This window comes from Neomesorhizobium albiziae (genome assembly GCF_900114255.1).
Lineage (GTDB): Bacteria > Pseudomonadota > Alphaproteobacteria > Rhizobiales > Rhizobiaceae > Neomesorhizobium > Neomesorhizobium albiziae.
Genome location: NZ_FOSL01000019.1, coordinates 48,032 through 62,136, shown reverse-complemented (window position 1 = coordinate 62,136; position 14,105 = coordinate 48,032). Strand labels below are relative to the sequence as shown.

Below are 14,105 nucleotides of genomic sequence, written 5' to 3'. Positions count from 1 at the left end.
ATGACACTCAACGGCTGGATCCAGATCCTCATTTTCTGCGGCATCGTCATTCTCCTGGTGAGGCCGCTCGGCGGCTACATGACGCGCGTCTATACGGGCGAACGCACTTTTCTCGGCTTCCTGTTGGCGCCGTTCGAGCGGCTGCTTTATCGCGTCGCCGGCACCAACGAGCGCGAGGAACAGCATTGGACGACCTATGTCGGCGCCATGCTCGCCTTCAACCTGCTCGGTTTCCTGGTGCTTTATCTCCTGCAGCGTTTCCAGGCCGGGCTGCCCTTCAATCCCGCCGGCATGGCGGCTGTTCCGCAGGAACTGTCCTTCAACACCGCGGTCAGCTTCGTCACCAACACCAACTGGCAGAACTACGGCGGCGAAAGCACGATGTCCTATCTCGTGCAGATGGCCGGCCTGACCGTGCAGAACTTCGTTTCCGCGGCGACCGGCATGGCGCTTGCGGTCGCATTAATCCGCGGATTTGCACGCGCGTCGTCGAAATCGATCGGCAATTTCTGGGTCGACCTCACGCGTTCGACACTCTACGTGCTGCTGCCGCTGTGCGTGGTGCTGACGCTCGTCTATGTCTTTCTCGGCGTTCCCCAAACACTTGGCGCCTATGTCGACGCGACGACGCTGGAAGGCGGCAAGCAGACGATTGCAGTCGGCCCGGTCGCCTCGCAGCTTGCAATCAAGATGCTTGGCACCAATGGCGGCGGTTTCTTCAACGCCAATTCGGCGCATCCCTTCGAGAACCCGGATGCCCTGACCAACCTCATCCAGATGGTTTCGATCTTTGCGATCGGCGCGGCGCTGACCAACGTTTTCGGCCGCATGGTCGGCGACCAGCGGCAGGGCTGGGCGATCCTCGCCGCAATGGGCGTGCTGTTCATTGCCGGCGTCCTCTTCGCCTATTGGGCGGAAGCTTCCGGCAACCCGCTGATGCATGCGCTCGGCCTCGAGGGCGGCAACATGGAAGGCAAGGAAGTGCGCTTCGGCATTGCCATGTCGGCCCTCTTCGCCGTGATCACCACCGCAGCCTCCTGCGGCGCGGTGAATGCGTTGCATGACAGTTTCACCGCGCTCGGTGGCATGATCCCGCTGATCAACATGGAGCTTGGCGAGGTCATTGTCGGCGGCGTCGGTGCCGGTCTCTACGGCATCCTTCTGTTCGTCGTCGTCGCGATCTTCGTGTCCGGCCTGATGGTCGGGCGCACGCCAGAGTATCTTGGCAAGAAGATCGAGGCCAAAGAGGTCAAGATGGCGATGCTGGCATTGCTCAGCCTGCCGCTCGCGATGCTCGGCTTCACCGCCATCAGCGTGGTGATGCCGTCGGCGGTCGCCTCGATCGCCAATCAGGGGCCGCACGGATTTTCGGAAATCCTCTACGCCTATACATCGGCGGCGGCCAACAACGGCTCGGCCTTGGGCGGCCTCACCGGCAACACGCCCTGGTACAATATCACGCTCGGCATCGCCATGCTGATGGGCCGCTTCCTGATCATCATCCCGGCACTTGCCATCGCGGGCTCGCTGGCCGCCAAGAAGACGGTTCCTGTGTCGCTCGGAACATTTCCGACCAATGGCGGCCTGTTCGTCGGCCTGCTGGTCGGCGTGATCCTGATCGTCGGCGGCCTCACCTTCTTGCCGGCGCTGGCGCTTGGCCCGATCGCCGAACATCTGGCGATCCTGTCCGGCCAGAGCTTCTGAGGCCCGCGATGTCACACTATCCGCTGAGCAGCCTGCGTTATCTGTTGCCTGCCCGCGCCGACAAGGCGCGGGACAGTCGGCCGCAGTTCGCCGTGTCCGACCTGATCCTCGGCATGGTCATCGTTCTCGCCATAAGCGCCCTCTGCGTCGAGGGCGCCGCCTATCTCGTTTCTGCCATGCAGATCGAAAACCCGGGACAGTTCCAATGAGCAAGCTACAATCCGCCAGCATCTTGGATGCCGGCATCCTCATTCCGGCGATCGGGGCTTCCTTCAGAAAGCTCGATCCGCGTTCGCTGGCGAAAAATCCGGTGATGTTTGTCGTCGCCGTCGTTTCCGCCCTGACCACCCTCCTGTTCATCAAAGACGTGGTGCTGGGCAGCAGCGCCCAATACGGCTTCACGCTGCAGATCATCATCTGGCTGTGGTTCACCGTTTTGTTTGCCAATTTCGCCGAAGCAGTAGCGGAAGGCCGCGGCAAGGCGCAGGCCGATGCGCTGCGCCGTACACGTACCGAAACCACCGCCAAGCTGCTCTCCGCCGACGGCAGGTCGAGCTACGAGATCGTGCCTGCGACCAGCCTCAAGGTCGGCGACCTGGTGGTCGTCGAGGCGGGCGACATCATTCCTTCCGACGGCGAAGTCGTGGAAGGCGTGGCCTCGGTCAACGAAGCGGCGATCACCGGCGAATCCGCGCCCGTCATCCGCGAAAGCGGCGGCGACCGTTCGGCCGTCACCGGCGGCACCCAGGTGCTGTCCGACTGGATCCGCGTCCGCATCACCGCGGCTTCCGGCAACACCTTCCTCGACCGCATGATCAGCCTCGTCGAAGGCGCACAGCGCAAGAAGACGCCGAACGAGATCGCGCTCAACATCCTGCTTGCCGGCATGACGCTGATCTTCGTGCTGGCGGTAGCGACGATCCCGAGCTTCGCCGCTTATGCCGGCGGCTCGATCCCGATCGTCGTACTGGTCGCGCTGTTCGTCACCCTGATCCCGACCACCATCGGCGCGCTGCTCTCGGCGATCGGCATCGCCGGCATGGACCGTCTGGTGCGCTTCAACGTGCTGGCAATGTCCGGCCGCGCCGTCGAAGCGGCCGGCGACGTCGATACGCTGCTACTCGACAAGACCGGCACCATCACGCTGGGCAACCGCCAGGCGACGGAATTCCGGCCGATCAAGGGCGTTACCGAGCAGGAACTCGCGGACGCTGCCCAGCTGGCCTCGCTTGCCGACGAGACGCCGGAAGGCCGCTCGATCGTTGTGCTGGCCAAGGAAAAATACCGCATAAGGGAGCGCGACATGCGCTCGCTGCATGCGCATTTCGTTCCGTTCACCGCACAGACCCGCATGAGCGGCGTCGATGTCGACGGCAGTTCGATCCGCAAGGGCGCCGTCGATGCAGTGCTCGCCCATGTCGGCGCCAATCCGACAGTGGCGGTGGCAAGCGGCACGGCCACCCTCCTCAAGACACAGGCCTCCGCTGAGAGCGTTCGCGACATTCGCGCCATCGCCGACGAGATCGCCAAGGTCGGCGGCACGCCGCTCGCCGTGGCGCGTGATGGCCGTCTGCTCGGCGTGGTCTACCTGAAGGACATCGTCAAGGGCGGCATCCGCGAGCGTTTCGCGGAACTCCGCCGCATGGGCATCCGCACGGTGATGATCACCGGCGACAACCCGATGACCGCAGCGGCGATCGCCGCCGAAGCCGGCGTCGACGATTTCCTGGCCGAGGCGACGCCCGAAAACAAGCTTAGCCTGATCCGTGAGGAACAGGCCAAGGGTAAGCTTGTCGCCATGTGCGGTGACGGCACCAACGATGCGCCCGCACTTGCGCAGGCCGACGTCGGCGTCGCCATGAACACCGGCACGGTGGCCGCCCGCGAGGCCGGCAACATGGTCGACCTCGACAGCGACCCGACCAAGCTCATCGAAATCGTCGAGATCGGCAAGCAGCTGCTGATGACGCGCGGAGCGTTGACGACGTTTTCCATCGCCAACGACATCGCCAAATATTTCGCCATCATCCCGGCGATGTTTGTGGCCTTCTACCCGCAGCTCCAGGTGCTGAACGTGATGGGTCTTTCGACCCCTCAATCGGCGATCCTTTCGGCGATCATCTTCAATGCGCTGATCATCGTTGCGCTGATCCCGCTGGCGCTGCGCGGCGTCAAATATCGTGCCGTGGGCGCGGCCTCGCTGTTGCGCCGCAACCTCCTCATCTACGGCCTCGGCGGCATTCTGGTGCCGTTCGCCGGCATCAAGGCGATCGACATGGTCGTCTCGGCTCTCGGCCTCGCTTAAGGACTAACAACATGTTGAAGCAACTTCGTCCCGCCCTCGTCATGATCGTCGCGCTCACGGCGATCACCGGCCTCGCCTATCCCCTGGCGATGACCGGCGTCGCCGGCGCGCTGTTCCCGCACCAGGCCAGCGGCAGCCTGATCGTCGAAAACGGCACGGTCGTCGGCTCTGAGCTGATCGGCCAGAACTTCACCGACCAACGCTATTTCCATGGCCGGCCATCGGTGACCCTCGGGCCGGATCCGGCAGACCCGTCGAAGACGACAACCGTTCCTTACAATGCGGTGAATTCGATGGGCTCGAACGCTGGGCCGGGCAACGCAGCTATGATTGAGCGCGTCAAGGCCGATCTCGAGCGTCTGAAGGCCGAAAACCCGTCGCAACCGGTGCCGATCGACCTCGTCACTACGACCGGCAGCGGTCTCGACCCGCACATCTCGCCGGAAGCGGCACTTTTCCAGGCGCCACGTGTCGCCAAGGCCCGCGGCATCTCGGAAGACCAGCTCAAGGGGCTGATCGCCGAGCACACCCAGGGCCGCATCCTGGGCGTTCTTGGCGAGCCGGTGGTCAACGTTCTGGCGCTCAACCGCGCGCTCGATGCCACGGCGAATTAACGCATCCTGCTTTCGCCGCTCCGGTTGACGCCGGGGCGGCTTTGCACGACCAATAAGGCGAACTGTTGCCCGGGAGCCCGACTCGCGTTGATGGCCGATGAAGCCGACCGGCGTCCCTCCCCGGACGCCCTTCTCGAATCCGCCGAACGCGAGGTGCGCGGCAGGCTACGCATCTTCCTGGGCGCTGCACCTGGCGTCGGCAAGACTTACGAAATGCTGCTCGCCGGCCGTGCCCGCAAGGCCGAGGGCGTCGATGTTGTCATCGGCGTGGTCGAGACGCACGGACGCAAGGAGACCGAGGCACTCGTCCAGGGTTTCGAGATCATTCCGCGCGTCGCCGTTACCTACAAGGACCGTGCGCTGGATGAGATGGATCTCGACGGGATTCTGGCGCGCAGGCCGGCGCTGGTGCTGGTCGACGAACTCGCGCATACCAACACGCCCGGTAGCCGGCATCCGAAACGCTATCTCGACATCGAGGAACTGCTGGCGGCAGGCATAGATGTCTACACCACCGTCAACATCCAGCACGTCGAGAGCCTGAACGACATCGTCGCCCAGATCACCCGCATCAGGGTGCGTGAAACCGTGCCGGACTCTATCATCGACCGCGCCGACGATATCGAAGTCATCGACCTGACGCCGGGCGACCTGATCGAGCGGCTGAAGCAAGGCAAGGTCTATCTTCCAAGGACTGCCAAGAGCGCCATCGAGAATTATTTCTCGCCTGGCAATTTGACGGCGCTGCGCGAACTGGCGCTGAGGCGCACGGCGCAACGGGTCGACGAGCAACTCGTCCGACACATGCAGGAGCACGCGATCTCCGGTCCGTGGGCCGCCGGCGACCGCGTGCTGGTCTGCATTGACGAAGCGGCGCGCTCGCCCGCACTGGTGCGCTACGGCAGGCGGCTGGCGGAGCGCCTACGCGCGCCCTGGTCGGCGATTACCATCGAGACGACGCGATCGGCGCGGCTTTCCGAAGCCGAGCGCGACCGTGTCGCGCTTTCGCTGCGGCTGGCCGAGACACTGGGCGCCGAGGCGGCGACTTTGCCCGGCCGCAACGTCGCAGAAGAAGTCATGCGTTATGCGCGCGAGCACAATGTGACGCATATCGTCATCGGCCGCTCGGACAAAGGGCGCTGGCGCGAATGGCTCGAAGGTTCCGCGACGCACGACCTTATCCGTATCGCGGGCGACGTCAGCGTGCATGTCGTTTCCGGCAACGAGAAGGCTGCCAACGAGCCGAAGGGCTCGGTGCAGCTCGGCAACCAGACCGAGTTTTCGCCGACGCCTTACGTTTCATCCGTCGCGATCACCGCTCTGGCACTGGGCTGCGCCCTGCTGCTGCGGCAGTTTCTGGATGTCGACAACATCGGCATCGTCTTCCTGATGGGCGTGCTGACCAGCGCGCTTTGGTATGGGCTGGCGCCGGCGATCTTCACCAGCATCGTCAGCGCGCTGGCCTTCAATTTCTTCTTCCTGCCACCGCTCTACACGCTGACGCTGGGGAGCCCGGAAAGCGTCGTCACCTTCGTCTTCTTCCTCATCGTCGCAGTCATCGCCAGCAATCTGACGGCGCGCGTGCGTGGCCAGGCAGTGGCGGCCAGGCAGCGGGTGCGCGTCACCGAGGACCTTTATCTCTTTTCGAAGAAGCTTGCGGCAACCGCGACGCTTGACGACGTGTTGTGGGCAACCGCTTTCCAGATCGCGTCGATGCTGAAGGTGCGCGTCGTCCTGCTGATGCCGGAACAGGGCGTCATCACCGTGAAGGCCGGCTACCCGCCAGAGGATACGCTCGGCCAGGCCGATATCGCCGCCGCGAAATGGGCTTGGGAAAACGACCGGCCGGCCGGACGCGGCGCCGACACGTTGCCCGGCGCCAAGCGACTCTTCCTGCCGGTGCGCACGGCGCGCGGCGCCATCGGCGTTGTCGGCATCGATGACGACCGGCAAGGGCCGCTGCTGACGCCGGAGCGGCGGCGGCTGATGGATGCCCTGACGGACCAGGCGGCCCTTGCCATCGAACGCGTCAACCTGGTCGAGGATCTCGACAACGCGAAGCTGGCGGTCGAGGCGGACCGACTGCGTTCGGCGCTGCTCACTTCCATATCGCATGATCTCAAAACCCCCCTCGCCTCGATCATGGGCGCCGCGGGAACGCTGCGTGAATTTCCCAAAGCGCTGGACGACCCGACCAAGGAAGACCTGCTGGGGACCATTCAGGACGAAGCCGAGCGGCTGAACCGGTTCATCGCCAACCTGCTCGACATGACGCGGCTGGAATCGGGAGCGATCGAACCGAATTACGGCATGCTCGAACTCAACGAAATCGTCGGAACGGCTCTGTCGCGGGCCAAGAAAATCCTCGCGTCCCACCAGGTTGATGTCGATCTGCCGAAAAACCTGCCGCTGATCCGGGTCGACCCGGTGCTGTTCGAGCAGGTGCTGTTCAATCTCTTCGACAATGCCGGCAAATATTCCGAACCTAATTCACGTATCCGTGTCCAGGCATTTGCCGACACGGGGGCGGTGACGCTGCAGATGCTAGACGAAGGGCCGGGCATCGCCGAGGAAGACCTGGAACGGGTGTTCGGCAAATTCACCCGCGCCCAGAAAGGCGACAGCGTGCGCGCCGGAACCGGGCTCGGGCTCGCAATCTGCCGCGGCTTCATCGAGGCGATGAACGGCACGATAACCGCCGGCAACCGCACGGACCGAAGCGGCGCGGTGTTCACGATCAGGATGCCGCTGCCCGGCGACGCCGAACGAAAGGCCCTGCCCGCATGAGCGCTCCACCCGTCAGGATTCTCATCGTCGACGACGAACCGCCAATCCGCAAACTTCTGCGTGTCGGCCTGACGACACAGGATTATACGGCCATTGAAGCAACCAACGGCAAGACGGCGCTCGAGCGGATGGAGGACAGCGCACCCGATCTCGTCATCCTCGACCTCGGGTTGCCGGACATCCAGGGGCATGAGTTGCTGCGGCGCTGGCGCGATGCAAACAATCTCGTACCGGTCATCATCCTGTCCAGCCGTACCGACGAGGCTGGCATCGTCGACGCGCTGGAGCTTGGCGCCGACGACTATGTGACAAAACCCTTCGGCGTGAACGAGCTGCTTGCCCGCATCCGTGTCGCGCTTCGCCACAGGCTGCAGCAGCAGGGCGAAAAACCGGTATTCCAGACCGGCGACCTGTCGATCGACCTGGTCCGGCGCATCGTCAAGGTCGGTGACGAGGAGATAAAACTGTCGCCCAAGGAATACGATATCTTGCGCGTGATGGCGCAGCATGCCGGCAAGGTGCTAACCCACAATTTCCTATTGAAGCAGGTCTGGGGCAATGCCTATGACGTACAGTACCTCCGCGTCTATGTCAGGCAACTGCGCCAGAAGATCGAGCCGAACCCGGAACAGCCGCGCTACATCAGGACCGAGACGGGTGTCGGCTATCGGCTGAGCGAGGGCAACTGAGCGCATCGCGATCATTTCATCTTCATTTCCCGTGTTACAGGTCGCAAAAGCTGCTTTTGAGCGGCATCCCTTGGCAAGGCTCGCCGTCTCCCGCAACCGGCGCAACCCCGCAAAACCGAATACAATTCTCCCGATCCGATCATCATGCCGTTCCCAATTCAGCAAGCTTCGCGTTGCTGCCCTCGCCAGATGGCGGCAACGGCCAGCTCTGAAGGCACTTGTCTACGCGCTGCATGTGATGCTAGGCGACAGCCAGTCGAGAGTCCTTCGCCTGGGCGCGATGGCCTTTGAAGGGACCCACCACTTGGAGTTCAGGTGGGCGGCATTCGAGCACAACCGGTGTTTGAACGCGCGGCAGAATGTTTCCTCAGACATTCGACAATTGTCGAGACACATTGCGCAGGGGCTGAAATGAGCCTGCGGCGAACGATAGGGGCAGCTTGACGCGATGGCGTATGCGGTCAAGGAAATCTTCTACACACTGCAAGGCGAGGGCCAGAATGCCGGACGTGCAGCTGTTTTCTGCCGGTTTGCCGGGTGCAACCTCTGGTCAGGTCGCGAGGCCGACCGATCAAAGGCGATCTGCCAGTTCTGTGACACCGACTTTGTCGGAACCAATGGCGATGGCGGCGGTCGCTTTGCTACCGCTAACGACCTCGCCCAGGCAATCGCACAAAAATGGTCGTCCGGCGACACAAGACGACGCTTCGCCGTTCTCACAGGGGGCGAACCACTGCTTCAACTCGACACCTCTCTTGTCGAGGCGCTTCATGCCGAAGGTTTTGCAATTGCAGTTGAGACGAACGGCACATTGACGCCGCCTCCCGGCATCGACTGGATCTGCGTAAGCCCGAAAGCCGGTGCGCCAGTCAAACTGACACGTGGGAACGAACTCAAGTTGGTGTTTCCGCAGGCCGGCGCCGAGCCGGAGCGGTTCGAGGCGTTGGAGTTCGACCATTTCCTACTTCAGCCGATGGATGGATCTGCGCGCATACCCAATACCCAGGCAGCGTTAGAATTCTGCTTGGCTAATCCTCGCTGGCAACTCTGCCTTCAAACACACAAACAGCTGGGAATTCGATGAAAATCGTACAGGCATTCACCTTTGAAGCGGCGCATCGCTTGCCGAACGTACCGGACACGCACCGTTGCCATCGGATGCATGGGCATTCGTACCGCGTCGAACTGCGGTTGGAAGGGCCTGTCGATCCTCATACGGGCTTCGTTGTCGATTTCTTTGATGTGGAGGCAGCCTTCGGGCCGCTGCTGAAGCGGCTTGACCACTATTGCCTCAACGACATCGAAGGGCTGCAGAACCCCACGGCCGAGAATATCGCAATCTGGATATGGGAACGTGTCAAACCGCTTCTTCCCCAGACGACCGCTGTGGTCGTTTTCGAGACGCCGGACTGCTGGGCGGAATACGAAGGCACCGTTGCCGGGAGCATGCAATGAACGATTCTAAGGCCATCGTTCTTTTTTCGGGTGGACAAGACTCAACCACGTGCCTGGCCTGGGCGCTCGACCGTTTTGCACATGTCGAGACAATCGGCTTTGACTATCGCCAAAGGCATCTTGTTGAACTGGATGTGCGGCCGGTGGTGTTGAATGCGTTTCGGGAGCGGTTTTCAAATTGGGCCGTAAAACTCGGCGAAGACCACCTGATCGACGTTGCGGTGCTCGGCCAGCTCAGCGACACGTCGCTTACCCGCGATGTCGAAATCGCCATGCAGGCAAATGGTCTTCCGAACACTTTTGTGCCGGGACGGAATTTGCTCTTCTTGACCTTTGCGGCCACCATTGCGTACCGGCGGGGCGCCAAGCACATCGTGACGGGCGTTTGTGAAACCGACTATTCCGGTTATCCCGATTGCCGGGACGACACTATGAAGGCAATGCAACTCGCCCTCAATCTGGGCATGGATGCGCGCTTTGCCGTTCACGCACCCTTGATGTGGATCGACAAGGCTGAGACATGGCGGCTGGCCCGCGTTCTGGGTGGGGATGAACTGGTGGATTTGATCCGCGACGAGACGCACACTTGCTACCAGGGCGATCGCGTTCACCATCATGATTGGGGCTGGGGCTGCGGTCAGTGTCCGGCCTGCGAGTTGCGCGCTCAGGGATATTGGCAGTTTGCGGCGCGGCCGGCGGTACCATAGTCGACAATAGGTTCCAACATCCCGCAATGGCCACCGCCGTTAGCTTTCACAAATGCGGTCAGATGCCGACGGCGCCCGCACTTGACGTAACACGACCCTACACTGTACGGCGTCTAGTACAGTGCTCGCGAGCAAAGAAGGGTCGATGATCGATGGAAATCTTCACCGCCGCCGGTTTTTCAGCCCTTCTGCAGGTCATCGCCATTGACCTCGTTCTGGCCGGCGACAACGCCATCGTGATCGGCCTTGCCGCCGCGGGTCTGCCTTCCGAACAGCGCAAGAAGGCAATCCTCATCGGCATCATCGCGGCGACGCTGTTGCGCATCTTCTTTGCGCTGGTCACTCAGCAACTGTTGCAGATCGGACCGATCCTGCTGGTCGGTGGTGGCCTGCTGCTGCTTTACGTGTGCTGGAAGATGTGGCGCGAGTTGCGCACGTCGCATGAGGACGAGGAAGAGGCAACCGAGGCGCTCTCGGATACCGACTACGATGCCGACGGGACAGTCGGCAAGGCCGAAGGGACAGTCGGCAAGGCCAAGACAAAAACCCTCGGACAGGCGGTCTGGCAGATCGTCATCGCCGACGTCTCGATGTCGCTCGACAACGTTCTGGCGGTTGCCGGCGCGGCGATGGATCACCCGACGGTGCTGATCATCGGCCTGGCGCTGTCTATCGCGCTGATGGGCTTCGCCGCCTCCTTCATCGCTCGCCTGCTGCACAAGCACCGCTGGATCGCCTATGTCGGCTTGCTCGTCATTCTCTACGTCGCCATCGAGATGACGCTGAAGGGCGCCTACGGCCAGTGGCCGGAGCAACTTTCGTTCCTGAGCGCCTGGTTCGGTGCGCCGGGCCAGATGGGCCACTGAGACGGCGGGTTTTCTCGGCGCGCCAAGTGTGATATTGCGCCGCCCGAACTGAGATTTTGCCAGGGCCGGACCGCACAGCGTTCGGCCGTTAGAGCGCTGAGCGTCCTTTAGGACGCGCCAAGGACGTTCTAAGACTTTGAATCCACGCATCGTGCTTTTCCGAAAATCGACTCCGATTTTCGGGCCGATGCAATAGCCTTTGAGAAGTACGATGTCCGCAGCACCCCGCGTCAGTTTCGTCAGCCTTGGTTGCCCGAAGGCGCTCGTCGATTCCGAACGCATCATCACCAGGCTGCGGGCCGAGGGTTACGAGATCGCGCGCAAGCACGACGGAGCCGATCTCGTCGTGGTCAACACCTGCGGGTTCCTGGATTCCGCGCGCGATGAATCGCTTGGCGCCATCGGCACCGCGATGAAGGAAAACGGCAAGGTCATCGTCACGGGTTGCATGGGCGCCACGCCGGAGCTGATCCGCGAAAAGCACCCGAACGTGCTGGCGATCACCGGCCCTCAGGCCTACGAAAGCGTCATGGCCGCCGTTCACGAGGCGGTGCCGCCGGCGCACGATCCCTATGTCGACCTGCTGCCGCCGCAAGGCGTGAAGCTGACGCCACGCCACTATGCCTACCTGAAGATTTCCGAAGGCTGCAACAACCGCTGCACCTTCTGCATCATTCCGGACCTGCGCGGGGACCTGGTTTCGCGCCCGGCAGCCGACGTGCTGCGTGAAGCCGAAAAACTGGCAAACGCCGGAGTAAAGGAACTGCTTGTCATCTCGCAGGACACGTCAGCCTACGGCATCGACATCAAATACCAGTCGAGCGTGTGGAAGGATCGCGAGGTGCGCGCCAAATTCCTCGACCTGTCACGCGAGCTCGGCGAGATGGGCATGTGGGTGCGCATGCATTACGTCTACCCCTACCCGCATGTCAGCGATGTCATTCCGCTGATGGCCGAGGGCAAGATCCTTCCTTATCTCGACATCCCGTTCCAGCACGCCTCCCCGCAGGTGCTGAAGAACATGCGCCGCCCGGCACACAACGAAAAGACACTGGAACGTATTCGTGGCTGGCGCGAAATCTGCCCTGACCTGGCGGTGCGCTCGACCTTCATCGTCGGCTTCCCCGGAGAGACCGACGACGATTTCGAGATGCTGCTCGACTGGCTGGACGAGGCCAGGATCGATCGCGCCGGCTGCTTCAAATACGAGCCGGTGAAAGGCGCCCGTTCCAACGATCTCGGCCTTCCGGAGGTGCCGCAGGAAATCAAGGAAGCCCGCTGGCACCGCTTCATGCAACGCCAGCAGAAGGTTTCGGCCGCCCAGCAGATGAAAAAGGTCGGCAAGCGGCTGCCGGTCATCATCGACGAGGCGCACGGAACGTCCGCCAAGGGTCGCACCAAATATGACGCGCCGGAAATCGACGGTTCGGTGCACATCCAGTCGCGGCGCCCGTTGAGGGCCGGCGACATCGTCACGGTCAAGATCGACCGTGCAGACGCCTACGACCTCTACGGCCAGGCGGTCTGAACGATCAGAGAAACGGGTTGTTGATTCGCACACCTGCGATTTCGCGGCCGTGCGCGAGATCTTCCGTCATGAGTTCTCGGCAATTCTGGGCGCGCGCAGCCGCAAGGATCGAACAATCCCAGAACGAGAACCCGCAAATAGTCTTCACCTGAAGCGCATCCTGGAATAGTGCGAGCGTGTTGTCCTGCACCGAAAAGCGCATCCAGGTGCTTATGAAATCCACCGCCAAGGCGTGGGACAAGGCACCCAGACGCGACCCTCGCGTTGCCTGAACGTAAAACTCCTGCAGCACTTGGACCGACAACGCACAATCGTCGCCATCGAGCAACAACCGCGCCTTCTCGCGCTTCGCGGATTCTTCCGGCGCTGTGCTGACGGAATAGAGCAATATGTTGGTGTCGAGAAAAACCGGCACGGTCAGCGATTGCGCTCGTGCGCTTCATCGCGTGACAGGCGGTCGGCGGCACTAAAACCACCGATTGCTGATCTCAATGCCGCTTCCTTGCTTTTCAGCCTCTCAAATTCCGTTTCCGTGTTGGCAAGTTCCGTCAGGTATTCGCGAACCATCGCAGAAACGGAGGTATCGCGCTCCGCAGCCTGCATGCGCGCACGGCGATAAGTGTCGTCATCCACTGAAACTGTGATATTTTTCATTCCTCACAGTATCACTGCGAATTTCATCCATCAAGGTGCGTTGCCCTCAGAACTGCGGTGGGGTTACCTGCTTGATGAGTTCGGCATCCCTGGCCTGTGCCCTCTGATAGGCAGGGCGTTCGCTTATGCGCGCGACATAGTCGGTAAACACCGGCAAGGCCGGCAAAACCTTCAGGATATTCATCGTGAAACCGATGCCGCTCGCCAATTGCGTGTCGGCGGCGGTGAAAGTGTCGCCGGCGGCATATGGGTGCGCCGTCAGCTTTTTCTCGACATACTTCACCATGTCGTCGAACAGGCCGAACGAAAAGTTGTTGCTCTGGTATGTCCATCCCTGTGCCTTTGCGCTGATGGCCGGATCGAAGACGGAATCGCAATAGACGAGCGTCGTGAGATAAGGACCGCGCGCCTCTTCGCCAATCGCCGGCGCAAGCCCGGCCTCGTGAAAACGGTCGGCCAGGTAGACTGAGATCGCAGCACGTTCTGTGATGACCACACCGTCATGTTCGATTGCCGGTACCTTCTTGTTGGGTTGCACGGCGCGGTAGGCTTCGGGCACGCCGCCGGGCGCGCGGATGTCGACAAGCTCGATTTCGTATGGCTGGCCGAGTTCCTCCAGCAGCCAGAAAACCCCCGACGAACGCGACCATGGCGAGTGGTAGAATTTCAGCATCGGCTCAAATCTCCTCTTGTCCGACGGAAGACATAGCGGAGGCATGCTGACAATCCATGTCAGCATCGGGATTTCGGCAGCAAAAAAGGGCGCCCGCTTCCGGACGCCCTTTTTTGGTGTCGG

Annotated in this window: 14 protein-coding genes; 11 read left to right on the top strand and 3 right to left on the bottom strand. The window is 61.9% G+C overall.

Annotated features, from left to right (window positions below; all coding sequences use genetic code 11):
* The 11 genes from kdpA (at position 1) to rimO (ending at position 12,655) form a co-directional block, all read left to right on the top strand.
* A complete protein-coding gene (kdpA, locus tag F3H98_RS23130; RefSeq protein ID WP_149762697.1) occupies positions 1–1,704 on the top strand; it encodes a potassium-transporting ATPase subunit KdpA in 1,704 nt (567 codons plus the stop codon).
* An 8-nt stretch (positions 1,705–1,712) separates the two neighbouring features.
* Positions 1,713–1,913, top strand: a complete 201-nt coding sequence (locus F3H98_RS23125) for a hypothetical protein (RefSeq protein ID WP_149762696.1) — start codon at positions 1,713–1,715, stop codon at positions 1,911–1,913.
* On the top strand, positions 1,910–4,009 hold the full coding sequence (kdpB, locus tag F3H98_RS23120) for a potassium-transporting ATPase subunit KdpB (protein WP_149762695.1): 2,100 nt from the start codon (positions 1,910–1,912) through the stop codon (positions 4,007–4,009). The genes F3H98_RS23125 and kdpB overlap by 4 nt, the downstream gene beginning before the upstream one ends.
* Before the next feature lie 11 nt (positions 4,010–4,020).
* Positions 4,021–4,623, top strand: coding sequence for a K(+)-transporting ATPase subunit C (locus tag F3H98_RS23115; RefSeq protein WP_149762694.1), 603 nt, complete (start codon positions 4,021–4,023; stop codon positions 4,621–4,623).
* A gap of 90 nt (positions 4,624–4,713) precedes the next feature.
* Positions 4,714–7,410 (top strand): sensor histidine kinase, encoded by a 2,697-nt coding sequence (locus tag F3H98_RS23110; protein ID WP_149762693.1) that lies wholly within the window; start codon positions 4,714–4,716, stop codon positions 7,408–7,410.
* Positions 7,407–8,099 carry a response regulator transcription factor gene (locus tag F3H98_RS23105; protein WP_149762692.1) on the top strand — a complete coding sequence of 231 codons (693 nt, stop codon included), beginning with the start codon at positions 7,407–7,409 and terminating at the stop codon, positions 8,097–8,099. The genes F3H98_RS23110 and F3H98_RS23105 overlap by 4 nt, the downstream gene beginning before the upstream one ends.
* 448 nt (positions 8,100–8,547) lie before the next feature.
* On the top strand, positions 8,548–9,183 hold the full coding sequence (gene queE / locus F3H98_RS23100; protein WP_149762691.1) for a 7-carboxy-7-deazaguanine synthase: 636 nt from the start codon (positions 8,548–8,550) through the stop codon (positions 9,181–9,183).
* Complete coding sequence (queD, locus tag F3H98_RS23095; RefSeq protein ID WP_149762690.1) at positions 9,180–9,554, top strand: 6-carboxytetrahydropterin synthase QueD; 375 nt, start codon at positions 9,180–9,182, stop codon at positions 9,552–9,554. The genes queE and queD overlap by 4 nt, the downstream gene beginning before the upstream one ends.
* Positions 9,551–10,261: a 7-cyano-7-deazaguanine synthase QueC gene (queC, locus tag F3H98_RS23090; protein WP_149762689.1), complete on the top strand. Its 711-nt coding sequence runs from the start codon at positions 9,551–9,553 to the stop codon at positions 10,259–10,261. Before queD ends, queC begins: the two co-directional genes overlap by 4 nt.
* Positions 10,262–10,413: 152 nt before the next feature.
* Positions 10,414–11,127, top strand: coding sequence for a TerC family protein (locus F3H98_RS23085; RefSeq protein WP_149762688.1), 714 nt, complete (start codon positions 10,414–10,416; stop codon positions 11,125–11,127).
* A 211-nt stretch (positions 11,128–11,338) separates the two neighbouring features.
* A complete protein-coding gene (gene rimO / locus F3H98_RS23080) occupies positions 11,339–12,655 on the top strand; it encodes a 30S ribosomal protein S12 methylthiotransferase RimO (protein ID WP_149762687.1) in 1,317 nt (438 codons plus the stop codon).
* A 4-nt stretch (positions 12,656–12,659) separates the two neighbouring features.
* Here the strand turns inward: rimO and F3H98_RS23075 are convergent, their stop codons facing one another.
* The 3 genes from F3H98_RS23075 to F3H98_RS23065 are packed head-to-tail and all read right to left on the bottom strand — an operon-like array spanning position 12,660 to position 13,982.
* Positions 12,660–13,070 carry a PIN domain-containing protein gene (locus F3H98_RS23075; RefSeq protein ID WP_149762686.1) on the bottom strand — a complete coding sequence of 137 codons (411 nt, stop codon included), beginning with the start codon at positions 13,068–13,070 and terminating at the stop codon, positions 12,660–12,662.
* 2 nt (positions 13,071–13,072) lie between these two features.
* The gene (locus F3H98_RS23070) at positions 13,073–13,309 is read right to left on the bottom strand and encodes a DUF6364 family protein (protein ID WP_149762685.1); all 237 of its coding nucleotides are present in this window, start codon (positions 13,307–13,309) and stop codon (positions 13,073–13,075) included.
* Between the two features lie 46 nt (positions 13,310–13,355).
* Positions 13,356–13,982 carry a glutathione S-transferase family protein gene (locus tag F3H98_RS23065; RefSeq protein ID WP_149762684.1) on the bottom strand — a complete coding sequence of 209 codons (627 nt, stop codon included), beginning with the start codon at positions 13,980–13,982 and terminating at the stop codon, positions 13,356–13,358.
* Positions 13,983–14,105 lie beyond the last annotated feature (123 nt).